The 15,430-nt window shown below is 71.5% G+C and carries 13 protein-coding genes; 12 read left to right on the top strand and 1 reads right to left on the bottom strand.

The genetic code is table 11. The features are described from left to right. The first annotated feature begins 147 nt into the window (after positions 1-147). From ACWGIH_RS34830 to rbsD, 8 genes are all read left to right on the top strand, one after another. Positions 148-984 (top strand): alpha/beta fold hydrolase, encoded by an 837-nt coding sequence (locus tag ACWGIH_RS34830; RefSeq protein ID WP_453449293.1) that lies wholly within the window; start codon positions 148-150, stop codon positions 982-984. Next, positions 981-2,270 carry a cytochrome P450 gene (locus ACWGIH_RS34825; protein WP_453449267.1) on the top strand — a complete coding sequence of 430 codons (1,290 nt, stop codon included), beginning with the start codon at positions 981-983 and terminating at the stop codon, positions 2,268-2,270. The genes ACWGIH_RS34830 and ACWGIH_RS34825 overlap by 4 nt, the downstream gene beginning before the upstream one ends. 93 nt (positions 2,271-2,363) lie before the next feature. Beyond that, the gene (locus ACWGIH_RS34820; protein WP_453449266.1) at positions 2,364-3,641 is read left to right on the top strand and encodes a DUF1266 domain-containing protein; all 1,278 of its coding nucleotides are present in this window, start codon (positions 2,364-2,366) and stop codon (positions 3,639-3,641) included. Between the two features lie 214 nt (positions 3,642-3,855). Beyond that, on the top strand, positions 3,856-4,872 hold the full coding sequence (locus ACWGIH_RS34815) for a LacI family DNA-binding transcriptional regulator (protein ID WP_453449265.1): 1,017 nt from the start codon (positions 3,856-3,858) through the stop codon (positions 4,870-4,872). Beyond that, the gene (locus ACWGIH_RS34810; RefSeq protein ID WP_453449264.1) at positions 4,869-6,485 is read left to right on the top strand and encodes a sugar ABC transporter ATP-binding protein; all 1,617 of its coding nucleotides are present in this window, start codon (positions 4,869-4,871) and stop codon (positions 6,483-6,485) included. Before ACWGIH_RS34815 ends, ACWGIH_RS34810 begins: the two co-directional genes overlap by 4 nt. Beyond that, the gene (locus ACWGIH_RS34805; protein WP_453449263.1) at positions 6,475-8,421 is read left to right on the top strand and encodes an ABC transporter permease/substrate-binding protein; all 1,947 of its coding nucleotides are present in this window, start codon (positions 6,475-6,477) and stop codon (positions 8,419-8,421) included. Before ACWGIH_RS34810 ends, ACWGIH_RS34805 begins: the two co-directional genes overlap by 11 nt. A gap of 57 nt (positions 8,422-8,478) precedes the next feature. Further along, positions 8,479-9,432, top strand: coding sequence for a ribokinase (locus ACWGIH_RS34800; RefSeq protein ID WP_453449262.1), 954 nt, complete (start codon positions 8,479-8,481; stop codon positions 9,430-9,432). Then, positions 9,429-9,818 carry a D-ribose pyranase gene (gene rbsD, locus ACWGIH_RS34795; protein WP_453449261.1) on the top strand — a complete coding sequence of 130 codons (390 nt, stop codon included), beginning with the start codon at positions 9,429-9,431 and terminating at the stop codon, positions 9,816-9,818. The genes ACWGIH_RS34800 and rbsD overlap by 4 nt, the downstream gene beginning before the upstream one ends. A gap of 76 nt (positions 9,819-9,894) precedes the next feature. Here the strand turns inward: rbsD and ACWGIH_RS34790 are convergent, their stop codons facing one another. Beyond that, positions 9,895-10,863 (bottom strand): GHMP family kinase ATP-binding protein, encoded by a 969-nt coding sequence (locus ACWGIH_RS34790; RefSeq protein WP_453449292.1) that lies wholly within the window; start codon positions 10,861-10,863, stop codon positions 9,895-9,897. Between the two features lie 137 nt (positions 10,864-11,000). Here ACWGIH_RS34790 and ACWGIH_RS34785 point away from each other — a divergent pair, with 137 nt between their 5' ends. The 4 genes from ACWGIH_RS34785 (at position 11,001) to ACWGIH_RS34770 (ending at position 15,430) form a co-directional block, all read left to right on the top strand. Continuing rightward, positions 11,001-11,990, top strand: a complete 990-nt coding sequence (locus tag ACWGIH_RS34785) for a pyridoxal-phosphate dependent enzyme (RefSeq protein WP_453449260.1) — start codon at positions 11,001-11,003, stop codon at positions 11,988-11,990. A gap of 115 nt (positions 11,991-12,105) precedes the next feature. Then, positions 12,106-12,933 (top strand): Rossmann-like domain-containing protein, encoded by an 828-nt coding sequence (locus ACWGIH_RS34780; protein WP_453449259.1) that lies wholly within the window; start codon positions 12,106-12,108, stop codon positions 12,931-12,933. Next, a complete protein-coding gene (locus ACWGIH_RS34775) occupies positions 12,930-14,210 on the top strand; it encodes an MFS transporter (RefSeq protein WP_453449258.1) in 1,281 nt (426 codons plus the stop codon). Before ACWGIH_RS34780 ends, ACWGIH_RS34775 begins: the two co-directional genes overlap by 4 nt. 83 nt (positions 14,211-14,293) lie before the next feature. Next, on the top strand, positions 14,294-15,430 hold the full coding sequence (locus ACWGIH_RS34770) for a FecCD family ABC transporter permease (RefSeq protein ID WP_453449257.1): 1,137 nt from the start codon (positions 14,294-14,296) through the stop codon (positions 15,428-15,430).

Here is a 15,430-nt window from a genome sequence, read left to right as displayed (position 1 = left end):
AACGTGGTCCCGGGCCACCACGAACGGCCCTCCCCCAAGGTGATCGGAGTCGACGTGGCCCCCTCCCCCCTCACCCCCGCAACCCCTGCCTCCGCCTCGCCCTTCCAGCTGCCCCACGCCCTCCTGGGCGACGGTCCTCACAAGGTGATGGCCGTGCACGGCTGGTTCGCCGACCGGTCGGCGTACGCGCCGGTGCTCGCGGACCTCGACCTCGACTCGTTCCAGTACGCGGTGGTCGATCTGCGCGGATACGGGGAGGCGAAGGACGCGGCGGGCGCGTACACGACCTCCGAGGGGGCCGCCGATGTCGTCAACCTCGCCGACCGCCTCGGCTGGGACCGCTTCTCGCTGATCGGCCACTCCATGGGCGGCAGCGTCGCCCAGCGGGTCCTCGCGATCGCGCCGCACCGGGTCCGCAGGCTGGTCGGCGTCTCCCCGGTGCCCGCCTCAGGCCTCGACCTGCCGCCGGAGCAGTGGGAGCTGTTCGCCGAGGCCGACCGGCTGCCGGGGAACCGCCGCGCGATCATCGACATCACGACCGGCGGCGCTCGGCCCGCGGCCTGGCTCGACCGCATGGTGGAGCGCTCGCTCGACGTCAGCGACGCGAAGGCCTTCCGCGCCTGGCTCGACTCCTGGGCGCGCGAGGACTTCCACGACCGGGTCGAGGGCTCGACCGTCCCGGCGCTCGCGGTGGTCGGGGCGCTGGATCCCGCGCTGGGGGCGGAGCTGATGCGTGCGACCTGGCTGCGCTGGTACGCCCGCGCCGAACTCGCCGAACTCGGTCAGGCGGGCCACTACGCGATGGACGAGACGCCGCTCGCCCTCGTCCGCATCGTGGAGGACTTCCTGCGGGCCGACAAGGAAGGCGGCGTGGAGGGCGACCCGGACGGCGACGCGAACGCCGACGTGGACCGCGACGTGGGTGGCGACGCGAACGCCGACGTGGATGGCGACGAGAACGGCCCGGGTCGCGGCTCGTCGTGAGCGTCCACCTCTCCGCCGTGCCCGGACCGCCCGAGATACCCGACGTCTTCGACCCCAGGCAGTACGCGGCCGGGGTGCCGCACGACCGCTACCGCGTCCTGCGCGACCGGCACCCCGTCGCCTGGCAGGACGAGCCACCGGTGCTCGACTGGCCCGCGGGACCCGGTTTCTGGGCGGTGACCCGGCACGCGGACGTCGTCCGCGTGCTCAGGGACTCCGCCACCTACTCCTCCCATCTGGGCGCCACCCAGATCCGTGATGCCGACCCGGACGACCTGCCGTTCATCCGCCGCATGATGCTCAATCAGGACCCGCCCCGGCACCACCGGTTGCGCCGCCTGGTGAGCCGCGCCTTCACGCCCAGGCGCGTGGAACGCTTCGAGTCCCTGGCCCGCGAACGGGCCCGCGGCCTGCTGGACGCCGCGGTGGCCCGTGCCCGGGACGGCGACGGCACCTGCGATCTCGTCGCCGACGTCACCGACGACTACGCGCTGCTCAACCTCTCCGATCTCCTCGGCGTACCGGAGAGCGACCGCGGCCTCCTTCTGCACTGGACGCAACGCGTGATCGGCTACCAAGACCCGGACGAGGCAGGCGAGTTGACGCTCGGCCCGGACGGCAAGCCGCTCAACCCGCGCTCCCCCGCGATGCTGCGCGACATGTTCGCCTACGCGCAGGACCTCGCGGCGCACAAGCGGCGCGTGCCCGCGGACGACATCATGACGACCCTCGCGAACGACCCCGAACTGAGCGCCGCCGAGCTGGAGATGTTCTTCTTCCTGCTCACCGTCGCCGGCAACGACACCGTCCGCGGCGCGGCGCCCGGCGGCCTCCTCGCGCTCATGGAGCACCCGCGGGAGTACCGCCGCCTGCGCGAACGCACGGTCCCCCTCCCCACGGCGGTGGACGAACTGCTGCGGCGGCACCCTCCCGTGCTCACGTTCCGGCGCACGGCCACCCGGGACACGGTCCTGGCCGGCCGGGCCGTTCGGGGCGGGGACAAGGTGGTCGTGTTCCACGCGTCGGCCAACCACGACGAACGCGTCTTCACCGACCCGTACCGGCTCGATCTGTCCCGCTCCCCCAACCCCCACGTCTCCTTCGGCGAGGGCCCGCACGTCTGCCTCGGCGCACATTTCGCGCGGCTCCAACTGCGCGTCATGTACGAGGTGTTCGGGGGCGTGGAAGCCGGGCCGTTCGAATCTGCGGGTCCGCCGCGGCGCCTTGTCTCCAACTTCATCAACGGGTTGAAGTCGCTGCCGGTCCAGGTGCCGGGGGCACGGTAGCCACCGGGGGCGCGGTAGCCATCGGATACGGTTCAAGATCTACCGCGAGCCCCGCGCGCGAGCCCGCGCGCCACCGACCACGGAGACCCCCGCATGCACGGCGCAGCCGCCCCCGCAGCCGAGGACGAGTACCACGACGACGTCTTCCCGAGCGTCGACGCCCCGGAGGACGGCTCACCCTGGCAGGCGCCCGCCGACCTCGAAGAGCACCTGTACGAACTGTGCGAGGCCGACGACGCGTACACCTACCTGCGGGCGATAGCCGTCACCGGCCTGTACCGCCCGGTCTCGGTGGCCGACGTCGAACCGGGCGCGACCGAGCGCCCGGTCCTCACCGTCGACCTCCCCGACGGCCGCCGGATCGCGCAGATGTACACCGTCGGGCTGCTCCCCCGCCCGCACCCCGAGGTGGTGTACGAGTTCGTCACGCTCGGCACGCTGGCGGACCAACTGCCGGACGACATCGACATCCTGGTGGTCAACGCGGCCACGCCCTGCCAGCAGTTCTATCTGACGACCGAGGAGGAGCGGGAGGTCTGGGCGGACCTGCACGCTGATCTCTACGTCGACGGCCGTCTGCACGATCGCGTCGAAACCCGCCGCACCGGCGCCCCGGATTCCCCCGCCCTGCTGCACGGCCTCGCCTGCGGCGCCCACCTGTGCTTCGCCAACGGCGACGCCTGGAACACCCTCGACTGGCACGGCGCGGGGTACGACTCCGAGGTGAGGCGCCTGGCGGAGTGGTGGAACGTACACAGCCGCGAGGACTGGCTCGCCACGCAGGAGCGGCTTCTGCGGCGTGAAGTCAGCCCGTGGTACTGGGACTTCGTGCTCGGCGCCCGTACGTCGCTGATCGAGCAGTCCGGGCCGCGCGTCGACCCCGAGCTGTGGCGCGAGCGCGTGGAAGCGACGATCCGTCACCGCATGGCCGAGTCCGGCGGCCACGACTCCCCGCACCGGGCGGGCGACGACCCCTACCTGGACGACTTCGTCGCCGCGCTGCGCGGCCTCGTCGGCAAGGTCATCCGTTACGAGTCCCGCTTCCGCGCCGACGCGCTGCTGCCGCCCGACGGTCATGTCCGCTCCGTCGCGGCCTGGGACATCGGGCGCGCCTCGAAGATGGCCCGCTGGGGCCGCGGCGCACGGTACGCGACCCATGCGGAGCTGGAGGCGGCGATCGAGCGCACGAGCCACGCGGCCAGGTCGTCGGCGTACGCCTCGTGGGAGGAGTTCTCCGCCGGCTACGTCCTGGGCCGCTGCCTCCACTTCGACGAGGAGCAGTTCGGCGACTGGTACACGACGGTGCTCCAGGCCCATCGCGAACTGGTGTCCGATCCGGACAGCCCGTGGCTGACGGTGCCGTTCGCCTGACCGGCACCGGCCTGAGGGGCGCCGATCCGACCGGCATCTCTCAGCCACCTCATAGGCGCGTGTCAGCCACCCCTCCGGCACCCCTGCCCCCTGTGCTCACCTGAGCACCGCGCATCACAATCTGGTCTCGCTGCCCCTTCAGGGTCTTGCCACACGTCCGTGTAATCGATTCCAATCCTCCGTGTAATCGATTCCACAAGGAGGTGGACCGGCGATGGCGAGCATCAAGGACGTCGCGGCCGAGGCCGGCGTATCCGTCGCCACGGTCTCGCGCGTCCTGAACAGTCACCCCTCGGTCAGCCCGGCCGCCCGCGCCCGCGTCATCGCCGCGGTGGAGAGCCTCGGCTACCGCCCGAACGCCGTCGCCCGCTCCCTGCGCACCGACCAGACCCGCACCCTCGGCCTGGTCATCAGCGACGTGCTGAACCCGTACTTCACGGCCCTGGCCCGTTCCGTCGAGGAGGCGGCCCGCGCGCTCGGCTACAGCGTGATCATCGGCAACGCCGACGAGCGGCCCGAGCTGCAGGACCACCACGTACGCACGCTCCTGGACCGCAGGATCGACGGACTCCTGGTCTCCCCCACCGACGGCGGCTCCCCGCTGATGCTCGACACCGCGCGCTCCAGCACCCCGATGGTCTTCGTGGACCGCTGGATCCCGGGCGTGGACGTCCCCGTCGTCCGCGCCGACGGCCGCGAGGCCGTCCGTGACCTGGTCGCCCATCTGCACGCCATCGGCCACCGCAGGCTCGCGATCATCGCGGGGCCCGCCGCCACCACGACGGGCAGCGAGCGCGTCGAGGCCTTCCGCGAGGCGCTCGGCGCGTACGGGCTTCCGCTGCCCGACGACCACATCGGGCAGGGCGACTTCCAGGCCGACAGCGGGCGCCGGGCCACCGAGCGGTTCCTGGCGCTGCCCGAGCCGCCCCAGGTCATCTTCGCCGCGGACAACCTGATGGCCCTCGGCGCGCTCGACGCGATCCGCGCCCGCGGACTTCGCGTGCCGCACGACATCGCGCTCGCCGCCTTCGACGACATCCCGTGGTTCGTGCACACCGATCCGCCGATCACCGCCATCGCGCAGCCGACCGGAGAGCTGGGCCGCGCCGCGGTGCAGGCCCTGGTCGACCGGATCGAGGGCAGGCACCCGAGGTCCGTGACCCTGCCCGCCCGTCTCGTCGTACGCCGCTCCTGCGGCGCGTCCCCCACCGAGCAGAGGAGCAACACGTGAGCGACACGGACGAGTTGCCGCACCGCGCCGACGGCGGCCCCGGCGAGTTGCTGAGGATCGAAGGGATACGCAAGACCTTCCCCGGCGTCGTCGCGCTCGACTCGGTCGACTTCGACCTGCGCCGCGGCGAGGTGCATGTCCTGCTCGGCGAGAACGGCGCGGGCAAGAGCACGCTCATCAAGATGCTCTCCGGTGCCTACCGCCCCGACAGCGGCCGCATTCTCGTGGACGGCAAGGAAGCCCGCATCCACGGGGCGCAGGACGCCGAGCGGCTCGGCATCGCCACGATCTACCAGGAGTTCAACCTCGTACCCGACCTCACGGTCGCCGAGAACATCTTCCTGGGCCGGCAGCCGCGCCGCTTCGGCATGATCGACCGCAAGGCGATGGAGTCGGCAGCCGAGGAGCTCCTGAAGCGGGTCGGCGTCCAGGTGTCGCCGCGCGCCAAGGTGCGTGAACTGGGCATCGCCCGGCTCCAGATGGTCGAGATCGCCAAGGCGCTCAGCCTGCAGGCCCGGGTGCTGATCATGGATGAGCCGACGGCCGTCCTGACGAGCGAGGAGGTCGACAAACTCTTCGCGATCGTGCGGCAGTTGCGGGCGGACGGCGTCGGCGTCGTCTTCATCACCCACCACCTGGAGGAGATCGCGGCGCTCGGCGACCGCGTGACCGTCCTGCGCGACGGCCGCAGCGTCGACCAGGTGCCCGCCTCGACCCCCGAGGACGAGCTCGTGCGCCTGATGGTGGGGCGCAGCATCGAGCAGCAGTATCCGCGTGAACGCCCGGACACCGGGGGCGCGTTGCTCTCCGTGCGGGGCCTCACCCGCGACGGCGTCTTCCACGACGTGAGCTTCGAGGTGCGGGCCGGTGAGGTCGTCGGCCTCGCGGGGCTCGTCGGCGCGGGACGGACCGAGGTGGCGCGTGCCGTCTTCGGCGCGGATCCGTACGACGCGGGCTCCGTCGACGTACGCGGTGAGCGGCTGCCCCGGCATGACGTGATCGCCGCGATGGGCGCGGGCATCGGCCTCGTACCGGAGGACCGCAAGGGCCAGGGGCTCCTGCTCGACGCCTCCGTGCAGGAGAACCTCGGTCTGGTGACGCTGCGTTCGGCGACCCGTTCCGGGCTCGTGGACCTCAAGGGGCAGCGCGTCGCGGCGGCCCGGATCGCCGAGCAGCTCGGCGTGCGGATGGCCGGGCTCGGCCAGCACGTGCGCACGCTGTCCGGCGGCAACCAGCAGAAGGTCGTCATCGGCAAATGGCTGCTGGCCGACATCAAGGTCCTGATCCTCGACGAGCCGACCCGCGGCATCGACGTGGGCGCGAAGGTCGAGATCTACCAGCTCATCAACGAACTGACGGCCTCCGGGCACGCGGTCCTGATGATCTCCAGCGATCTGCCCGAGGTCCTCGGCATGAGCGACCGCGTGCTCGTCATGGCGCAGGGCCGCATCGCGGGCGAACTCGCGGCGGACGAGGCGACGCAGGACGCGGTGATGGCGCTCGCCGTCAGCACCGCGGCGACAGAAACACCGGCAGGACACACACCGGCAGCAGACGCACCGGCAGCGGACGAGAGCGGAACAACCGAAGGGAAGGCCTCCCGTGGCCACTGAAACGCTGAAGAGCAACGCGGGTGGCGCCACCGGTCTGCGCCGCGTGCTGCTCGACAACGGCGCGCTGAGCGCCCTGGTGGTCCTCCTGGTGGCGATGTCGCTGCTGTCCGGGGACTTCCTCACCACCCAGAACCTGCTCAACGTGGGTGTGCAGGCCGCCGTCACCGCGATCCTCGCGTTCGGCGTCACGTTCGTCATCGTCTCGGCGGGCATCGACCTGTCGGTCGGTTCGGTGGCCGCGCTCTCGGCCACCGTCCTTGCCTGGACGGCGACTTCGCAGGGCCTTCCGGTCTGGCTCGCGATCATTCTCGCCGTCGGGACCGGCATAGCGTGCGGTTTCGTGAACGGCCTGCTCGTCTCGTACGGCAAGCTCCCGCCGTTCATCGCGACGCTGGCGATGCTGTCGGTGGCCCGCGGTCTCTCCCTCGTCATCTCGCAGGGCAGCCCGATCCCGTTCCCCGACTCGGTCTCCAACCTGGGTGACACCATCGGCGGCTGGCTGCCGGTCCCGGTCATCGTGATGATCGCGATGGGGCTGGTCACCGCCCTCATCCTGGGCCGTACGTACATCGGCCGTTCCATGTACGCGATCGGCGGCAACGAAGAAGCGGCCCGCCTCTCCGGGCTTCGCGTGAAGCGGCAGAAGCTCGTCATCTACGGCCTGTCCGGCCTCTTCGCCGCCGTCGCGGGCATCGTCCTCGCCTCGCGTCTGGTGTCCGCGCAGCCGCAGGCCGCGCAGGGTTACGAGCTGGACGCGATCGCCGCGGTCGTCATCGGCGGCGCGAGCCTGGCGGGCGGGGTCGGCAAGGCGTCCGGCACCCTGATCGGCGCGCTGATCCTGGCGGTCCTGCGCAACGGCCTCAACCTCCTCTCCGTGTCCGCCTTCTGGCAGCAGGTCGTGATCGGCGTCGTCATCGCGCTCGCGGTCCTCCTGGACACCCTGCGCCGCAAGGCCGGGGCGACCCCGGGAGCGTCGACGGGTGCGGCGGCCGGCGGCGGGAAGAAGGGGCCGCAGGTGCTGAAGATCGGCATCGCGGCCGTGCTGGTGGCGGCCGTCATCGGCGCCGTCTCCTTCTTCAACAACGGCTCGTCCGGCACGACGACGAAGGTCGGCATGTCGCTCTCCACCCTCAACAACCCCTTCTTCGTCCAGATGAAGGAGGGCGCGCAGGCGGAGGCCAAGAAGGCGGGCATCGACCTGACCGTGACCGACGCGCAGAACGACGCCTCGCAGCAGACCAACCAACTGCAGAACTTCACCGGCGAGGGCATGAAGTCGATCATCGTCAACCCGGTCGACTCCGACGCGGTGGGTCCGGCGGTGCGCGGCGCCAACAAGTCGGACATCCCGGTGATCGCCGCCGACCGCGGGGTGAACAAGGCGAAGGCGGCGACGCTCGTCGCCTCCGACAACGTCGCGGGCGGCAAGCTCGCGGCGAAGACCCTCGCGGAGAAGCTGGGCGGCAAGGGCAAGATCGTCACCCTGCAGGGCGTCGCGGGCACGTCGGCGAGCCGCGAGCGGGGCAAGGGCTTCGCCGAGGGCATCAAGGAGTACCCCGGCATCAAGGTCGTCGCCTCCCAGCCCGCGGACTTCGACCGCACCAAGGGCCTGGACGTCATGACGAACCTCATGCAGTCCAACCCCGGCATCGACGGCGTCTTCGCCGAGAACGACGAGATGGCCCTCGGCGCCGCCAAGGCGCTCGGCAACAAGGCGGGCACGTCGGTCTCGGTGGTCGGCTTCGACGGAACTCCCGACGGTCTCAAGGCCGTTGAGGGCGGCTCGCTGTACGCGTCCGTGGCGCAGCAGCCGAAGGAGCTGGGCAGGATCGCCGTGCGCAACGCGGTGAAGGCGCTGCGCGGCAAGGACGTCGAGTCGACGGTGAAGGTCCCGGTGAAGGTGGTCACGAAGAAGAACGTGGCCGACTTCTCCTGACCGCACCTCCGCACCCCCGTCGCCGTCTCCCCGTACGAGCAGGAGTTGGACCCGCAGATGCACGACCACGATGACGCCACGTACGACCTCCTGGTGGTCGGGTCGGCCAACGCCGACCTGGTGATCGGCGTCGAGCGCCGCCCCGCCCCCGGCGAGACGGTCCTCGGCTCCGACCTCGCCACGCATCCCGGTGGCAAGGGGGCCAACCAGTCGGTCGCGGCGGCCCGCCTCGGCGCGCGCACCGCCCTGCTCGCACGGGTCGGCGACGACGCGCACGGCAGGCTGCTGCTCGACTCGCAGCGCGCGGCGGGCGCGGACACGGTCGGCGTCCTGGTCGGCGGGGCGCCCACGGGCGTCGCGCTGATCACCGTCGACCCGTCCGGCGACAACAGCATCGTGGTCTCGCCGGGCGCCAACGCCCGGCTGACGCCCGAGGACATCCGCGCGGCGGGCAGCCTGCTCGCCGCGTCGCGGGTGGTCTCGACGCAGTTGGAGATCCCCGTCGAGTCGGTGACGGAACTCGTGCGCACCCTGCCGGACGCCGCGCGCTTCGTCCTGAACCCCTCGCCGCCCGCCCCGCTGCCGCCCGAAGTCCTCGCGGCGTGCGATCCGTTGGTGGTGAACGAGCACGAGGCGCGTTACATCCTGGGCGGGACTTCCTCGGACCGTCCCGAGGACTGGGCGCGCGAGCTCCTCGCCCTGGGCCCGCGCTCGGTGGTGATCACCCTGGGTGCGGACGGAGCCCTTGCGGCGGACGGCGGCGGCGCCCCCGTCACGGTGCCGAGCCCGAAGGTGGACGCGGTGGACACGACCGGCGCGGGCGACGCGTTCACGGCGGCGCTGGCCTGGCGCCTCGGCCTGGGCGAAGACCTCCCGACGGCGGCGGCGTACGCGGCGCGTGTGGGGGCCGCCTCGGTCACCCGGCGCGGCGCGCAGGAGTCGTACCCGACGGCGGACGAGGTCGCGGCCCATGATGGGGTCGCGGCCCATGAGGGGAGTGCCTCCGCATGAAGAAGGCCGGCATACTCAACCGCCATCTCTCCGGCGCCCTGGCCGAGTTGGGGCACGGGGACACGGTCCTCATCTGCGACGCGGGCATGCCCGTTCCGCCGGGGCCCCGGGTCGTCGACCTGGCCTTCCGGGCAGGCGTCCCGTCCTTCGCCGAGGTCCTCGACGGGCTGCTCGCCGAGCTGGTGACGGAGGGCGGTACGGCGGCGACCGAGGTCCAGGAGGCGAACCCGGCGACGGCCCGGCTCCTGTCGGCCCGCGTCACGCCCCTCACCCTGGTCCCGCACGAGGAACTGAAGCGCCGCACGGCCACGGCCCGCCTGGTGGTACGCACCGGTGAGGCGACTCCGTACGCGAATGTGCTGCTGCGGTGCGGGGTGTTCTTCTAGCCCACGGGTCGCCGCTCCCTCAGCCGCGCGCCGGCACAGTGCGCCCTCAGCTCCGCACCGCCACAGTGCCCCCCCCTCAGCCCCGCACCGCCACGGACCCGGATTTCGCCCCCGCCCCGCCGGGAAAGCTGAGCGTCCGGTACACCGTCACCCCGCCCGCCAGCTCCGCGCAGGCCTGTGCCGCCGCGCTGACGCGCTGGGTGTAGGAGGGGTCGGCGGTGTCGAGGAGGATGCCGAGGGTGGTGCCGCTGTGCGCGACGGCGACACCCAGGCCGCCGACCTCCCGGCAGATCTCCCGCATAGGCTCCAACGACCATTTGTGCCGCAGGAGTTGATTCATCTGGGCGCTGCGGGTCGCGACCCTGCCGACCTCCGCCAGGTCACGGCGGCGGACGGCGCACGCGAGCCGGTCGAGAAGCCGCGCGTACTCGTGGTGGTCGGCCGAGGTGAACGGCTTGGGGATGCGGTTGAAGTCCACCGTGTCGACCGAGCCGCCCTCGTCGATCCCCACCACGGCCATGACCGGCAGCGAACCGAGGATGCCACGCAGACGCACGGTGCGGTGATGGAAGGCGACGATCGCCGGGTAGAGCACCCCGTCCGTGGGCTCGATGTCCGCGAGCAGCCGCTCGATCCGCGCCGGCGGCATCTCGACGCCCAGCGCCTGTCCGACCGCCCGTGCGGTCGCGACGAGGTCGGCCGATGAGCTCGCCAGGCCCTTGCCCTCGGGGATGACGCTGTTGACGTGGAGGGTTCCCCCGCTCGGCACACCCGTCTGCCGCTCCGCCAACTCGCCGATGGTACGGGCCAGTTGGAGCGCCTTGGTCTTGCCGCCCGGCCGGACCACCACCTCCCCGAAGCCGGGCTCCGGCCGGAACGTGGCCATCGTCCACCGGGCGACGGGCAGCGTCACCAGGAAGTCCCCGTCCTCCTCCGGCAGCACGCCCTGAAGCAGCTCACCGAAGGTCCCGAAGGCGGTACCCACACCGATTCCGGCCGATCTCACACCCGCCGCGCGGGGCCGTGGCCCGACCTCCTGGGACAGCTTCACGGGTCTCCTCTCGTCGTCCGGCATCCCCTGCGGATCCACAGGCTGCCACAGCCCTAACCGTCTTGACAATCATTTTCATCTAGTGTGATGCTCTCGGCTCAGCGACCGAACACAGGGGGCAGAGGGCAGACATGCACGACCACATAGCCGAGGCAGTGAAGAAACCCGATCTCATAGCCCTTGCACCGGACTTGGTCTGTCTGCGGTTCGAGACGATGAAGATCTATTCGGCTCTCGGAGCGGTCCGTCACCTTCTTGATTCCGGTGCCGTGAAACCCGGCGACACCCTCATCGACAGTTCCAGCGGCATCTACGCGCACGCCCTCGCACTCGCCTGCCACCGCTACGGAATGAAATGCCACATCGTGGGTTCCACGACCGTGGACCACACGCTGCGCGTCCAGCTGGACATTCTCGGCGCCACGCTGGAACAGGTGCGGCCGTCGAAGAACCTCCGGCTCGACCAGGAGCTGAGAGTGCGGCGCATCGCCGAGATACTCGAGGCGAACCCCTCGTACCACTGGATGCGGCAATACCACGACAGCATTCATTACCTCGGCTACCGCGACGTCGCCGGGACGATCGACGCCGAGGTGCCCGCGGGGCCGCTCGCCCTGGTGGGCGGGGTCGGTTCGGGAGCCTCCACCGGCGCCATCGCCGGGTATCTGCGGGACGCGGGACGCGACGTGTCGCTGGTGGGCGTGCAGCCTTTCGGCAGCGTCACCTTCGGCTCGGAGCACGTGGCGGACCCCGACATGATCATCGCCGGGATCGGCAGCGCCATCGAATTCGAGAACGTCCGGCACTCGGCGTACGACCGCGTGCACTGGGTGAATTTCGACTGCGCGGTCTCCGGCGCGGTGTCACTTCTCAGGAACAGCGGCATCTTCGCCGGCCTGTCCACCGGGGCCGCCTATCTGACCGCTCTCTGGGAACAGCGTCGCGACGATTCCCGTACGTACGTCTTCATCGCGGCGGACACGGGCCACCGCTATGTCGAGAGCGCCTACGCGAAACACGCGCAGGCGCCGGACATCGACACCTTGAAGCCCCACGAGATCACCTCGCTCGACGAGCTGAGGCACCCGTGGTCGACCACTTCCTGGCCCGACCTTCCCTGACGGCATTCACCACCGCATTCACCAACACGTTCATTGCCGCATCGCCACCACGTTCGCTGCCGCGTTCATCACCACATTCATCGCCCCATTCACCACCACACGGAGAGAACTCCCCATGTCACACCCCGATCCGCGCACGCCGCAGAACGTCGCGGAGCTCATCGATGCCGTCCTGGCGGGCGAGTACGGACCCCACCCCAAGGACCTCTCCGTCACCAGCGCCTTCTGGCTGTACAACACCACCCGCCTCGCGGGCAGCCAAGTGACGTACCACAACCACTACTTGCTGCTCCGGGTCGGCACGGCGTTCGGCGCCTGCTCCTTCGAGGCCGGTGAACTCGCCCCGGACTTCTGCGAGAACGCATCGGGACACAGCCTGGACAAGCTGCTGCGCGCCGAGTCCACGCCCGTCCGCATCGCCGCGCTCGACGCCTACCTCGCACAGGTCAGCCCGCACCGGGACGCCGCCGACGCCGAGCGGGTCATGCTGCCCACCGGCACCCCGGAGGTCCGGGCGAAGGCCCGCGACGCGGCCGTCGCCGGGCTCCTCGACATCGAGCCGGGCGCGAAGGTGGCGCTCATCGGCGTGGTCAATCCGCTGGTCGCGGCGATACGCGAGCGGGGCGGCGTCTGCCTGCCCTGCGATCTCAACCTCCGTACGACCCAGTGGGGCGACCGGATCACCGACGACATGACGGAGGTGCTCAAGGAGGCCGACGCCGTGGTCGCCACCGGCATGACGCTGAGCAACGGCACCTTCGACCTGATCCTCGCGCACTGCCGCGAGCACGGCGTGCCGCTGGTGGTGTACGCGCAGAGCGGCAGCGCCGTGGCCCGCGCCTTCCTGCCCGCCGGGGTCACCGGGCTCTCCGCCGAACCCTTCGCCTTCTCGCAGTTCAGCGCGGACGAGACGCCGCTCTACCGCTACCAGGAGGCGGCGTGAGCGTCGACTCCACGTCCACGGGCTCCGACACGGCTCCCCCGCGCGCCACCGCCGCCGCCGCCGAGGAAGCGCTGCCCGGTGACCTGCGGATGGCCCGCACGCTGTGGCCCGTCCTGGTCGCGTCCGCGGTCGGCCTGCTGCCGTTCACCGTCTTCAGCACGTATCTGGTGCCGATGGCCGAGGACGCCGACAGCAGCGTCGCCACGCTGGGCGGGCTGCGCGGACTCGGCGGCCTCGCGGCCCTGTTGGTGGGTACTGCGCTCGCCCCGCTGATCGACCGGGTGCGCAAGGAGTGGGCGGCGGCGGGCGGCCTCGCCGCGCTCGGCGTGTCCGCCGCCCTCGGCGCGAGCGGGGACTTCATCCTGCTCGCCGTGTTCTGCCTGCTTGTCGGCGCGAGTACGTCGGTACTGAACCCGGCGCTGACCGCGGCCGCCGCCGACCGCTTCGGCTCCGGGAAGGCGGCCGGACGCGCGGCGACGCTGGTGACGGCGACCCAGTCGATGACCGCGATGCTGGCGGCGCCGGTGATCGCGCTGCCCGCGCTGTTCTGGGGCTGGCAGGGCGATCTGTTCGCGGTGACCGGGGTGTCGCTGCTGCTCGCCGCGGTCTTCTTCGTGCGGGGCAGGAACAAGCCGGTGGAGGAGAGGGACGCGACCCAACGCCTGGGATACGTCGCTTCGTTCAAGGCGCTCGGGGCCATCCCCGGGGTCGTGCCGCTGCTACTCATCGCTCTGCTGCGCACCGCCGTCTTCATGGGTTACCTGTCCTACCTGGCGGCCTACTACGACGACCGGTTCCAGCTCGACCCCGGGCTCTTCGCATTCGTGTGGACGCTCAGCGGCGCGTCGTTCTTCGTGAGCAACCTCCTCACGGGGCGGATCACGAACTCCGAGGAGCCGCGGATCGGCACCGAGCGGATGCTGGCCGTCGGCCTGGTCGCCGCGCTCGTCTCGGTCGTGGGCTTCTACTTCACGCACTGGCTGCCGCTCGCCCTCGCCATGACGTCCCTGCACGCCGCGAGCCACGCCGTCGTGGCCGCCTGCGTGGTCAGCCTCCTCGTCCGCCGCTGCGGCACGCAACGCGGAGCGGCCCTGAGCGTGAACGCCGCGGGGATGAGCCTCGGCGTCTTCGTGGGCGCCGGTCTCGGCGGGCTCGGCCTGGGCCTGGCGGGTTACCCGGGCATCGCCGCGGCCTTCGGCGCGCTGGTGGTCGTGGCGTTGGTGGCCGCGGTGCTCGTGCTGAGGGCCGGACCGGTGGACGAGGAGCCCGCCCCCTGACTCAAGGCCGGCCCCCTCTCTCCACCGCGCTCCATCCCGACGCACTTACACGCCTACGCACCCACCTGAAAGGCCCGACCGCCATGCCCCCGCCCGCGCTCTCCCCCACGGCAGCCACTGCCATGGCGTCCGACGCGCCCCCTCCGGACACCCCGGTGAGAGGTGCGCGGAACCGGCTCGCCTCCCGCGCGGGCCTCGCGGTGACCTGCGCCGTGCTCCTGCTCGCCCTTCTCGTCTCCGTCGTCGTGGCCATCGGCCTCGGCTCCGCCGTCGTCCCGCCGGGCGACACCGCCCGGCTGCTGTGGGCGGCGCTGAGCGGCGGGAGCATTGACGCGGGCGAGGTGACGACGTATCAGATCATTTGGCAGATCCGCACACCTCGCGTGCTCCTGGCGGCACTTGTGGGGGCGGGGCTCAGCGCGGTCGGCGTCGCCATCCAGGCGCTGGTGCGCAACGCGCTCGCCGATCCGTTCGTCCTGGGTGTCTCGTCGGGCGCCTCGGTCGGCGCGGTCGGCGTCACGGTGACCGGCGGGCTCGCGGCCCTCGGCATCTACGCGGTGTCGGCGGGGGCGTTCATCGGAGCGCTCGTCGCCTCCCTCCTCGTGTACGTCGCCTCGGCGAGCCGTGGTGGCGGGCTCTCGCCGCTGCGGCTCGTCCTGACGGGCGTGGCCATGGCGCTCGGCTTCCAGGCCGTGATGAGCGTGATCATCTACTTCGCGCCGGACAGCGAGGCGACCAGCATGGTCCTCTACTGGACGATGGGCAGCTTCGGCGCCGCGAGCTGGGGGGCCCTGCCCGTCGTGGCCGCCTGCGTCCTGCTCGGCCTCGCCGTGCTCCACCGGTACAGCAGGGCCCTTGACGTCCTGGCGCTCGGCGACGAGACGGCGACGAGCCTGGGCGTCAGCCCCGACCGGCACCGCAAGGGCCTGCTCCTGCTCGCCTCGCTGATCACCGGGGTGATGGTCGCCGTCAGCGGCGCGATCAGTTTCGTCGGCCTGGTGATGCCCCACCTCGTGCGCATGGTGGTCGGCGCCACCCACGCACGGGTGCTCGCCGTCGCACCGCTGGTCGGGGCGGTGTTCATGGTCTGGGTCGACCTGGTGTCGCGGACGCTCGTGGCGCCGCGCGAGCTGCCGCTCGGGGTCATCACGGCGCTGGTCGGAGTGCCGGTGTTCGTCGCGCTGATGCGGCGCAAGGCCTATATGTTCGGGGGGCGTTGA

The sequence above is a fragment of the Streptomyces sp. NPDC054872 genome, assembly GCF_053610705.1.
Note: the sequence above shows the minus strand (reverse complement) of the source record. Positions and strands in the feature narration are given on the sequence as shown.

What these genes read in the sequence shown, in the direction of transcription:
- rbsD (WP_453449261.1), top strand. Translation starts at nt 9,429, where the DNA reads ATGAAGAAGGCCGGCATACTCAACCGCCATCTCTCCGGCGCCCTGGCC.
- ACWGIH_RS34820 (WP_453449266.1), top strand. Translation starts at nt 2,364, where the DNA reads ATGCACGGCGCAGCCGCCCCCGCAGCCGAGGACGAGTACCACGACGAC.
- ACWGIH_RS34815 (WP_453449265.1), top strand. Translation starts at nt 3,856, where the DNA reads ATGGCGAGCATCAAGGACGTCGCGGCCGAGGCCGGCGTATCCGTCGCC.
- ACWGIH_RS34780 (WP_453449259.1), top strand. Translation starts at nt 12,106, where the DNA reads ATGTCACACCCCGATCCGCGCACGCCGCAGAACGTCGCGGAGCTCATC.
- ACWGIH_RS34770 (WP_453449257.1), top strand. Translation starts at nt 14,294, where the DNA reads ATGCCCCCGCCCGCGCTCTCCCCCACGGCAGCCACTGCCATGGCGTCC.
- ACWGIH_RS34785 (WP_453449260.1), top strand. Translation starts at nt 11,001, where the DNA reads ATGCACGACCACATAGCCGAGGCAGTGAAGAAACCCGATCTCATAGCC.
- ACWGIH_RS34830 (WP_453449293.1), top strand. Translation starts at nt 148, where the DNA reads ATGGCCGTGCACGGCTGGTTCGCCGACCGGTCGGCGTACGCGCCGGTG.
- ACWGIH_RS34800 (WP_453449262.1), top strand. Translation starts at nt 8,479, where the DNA reads ATGCACGACCACGATGACGCCACGTACGACCTCCTGGTGGTCGGGTCG.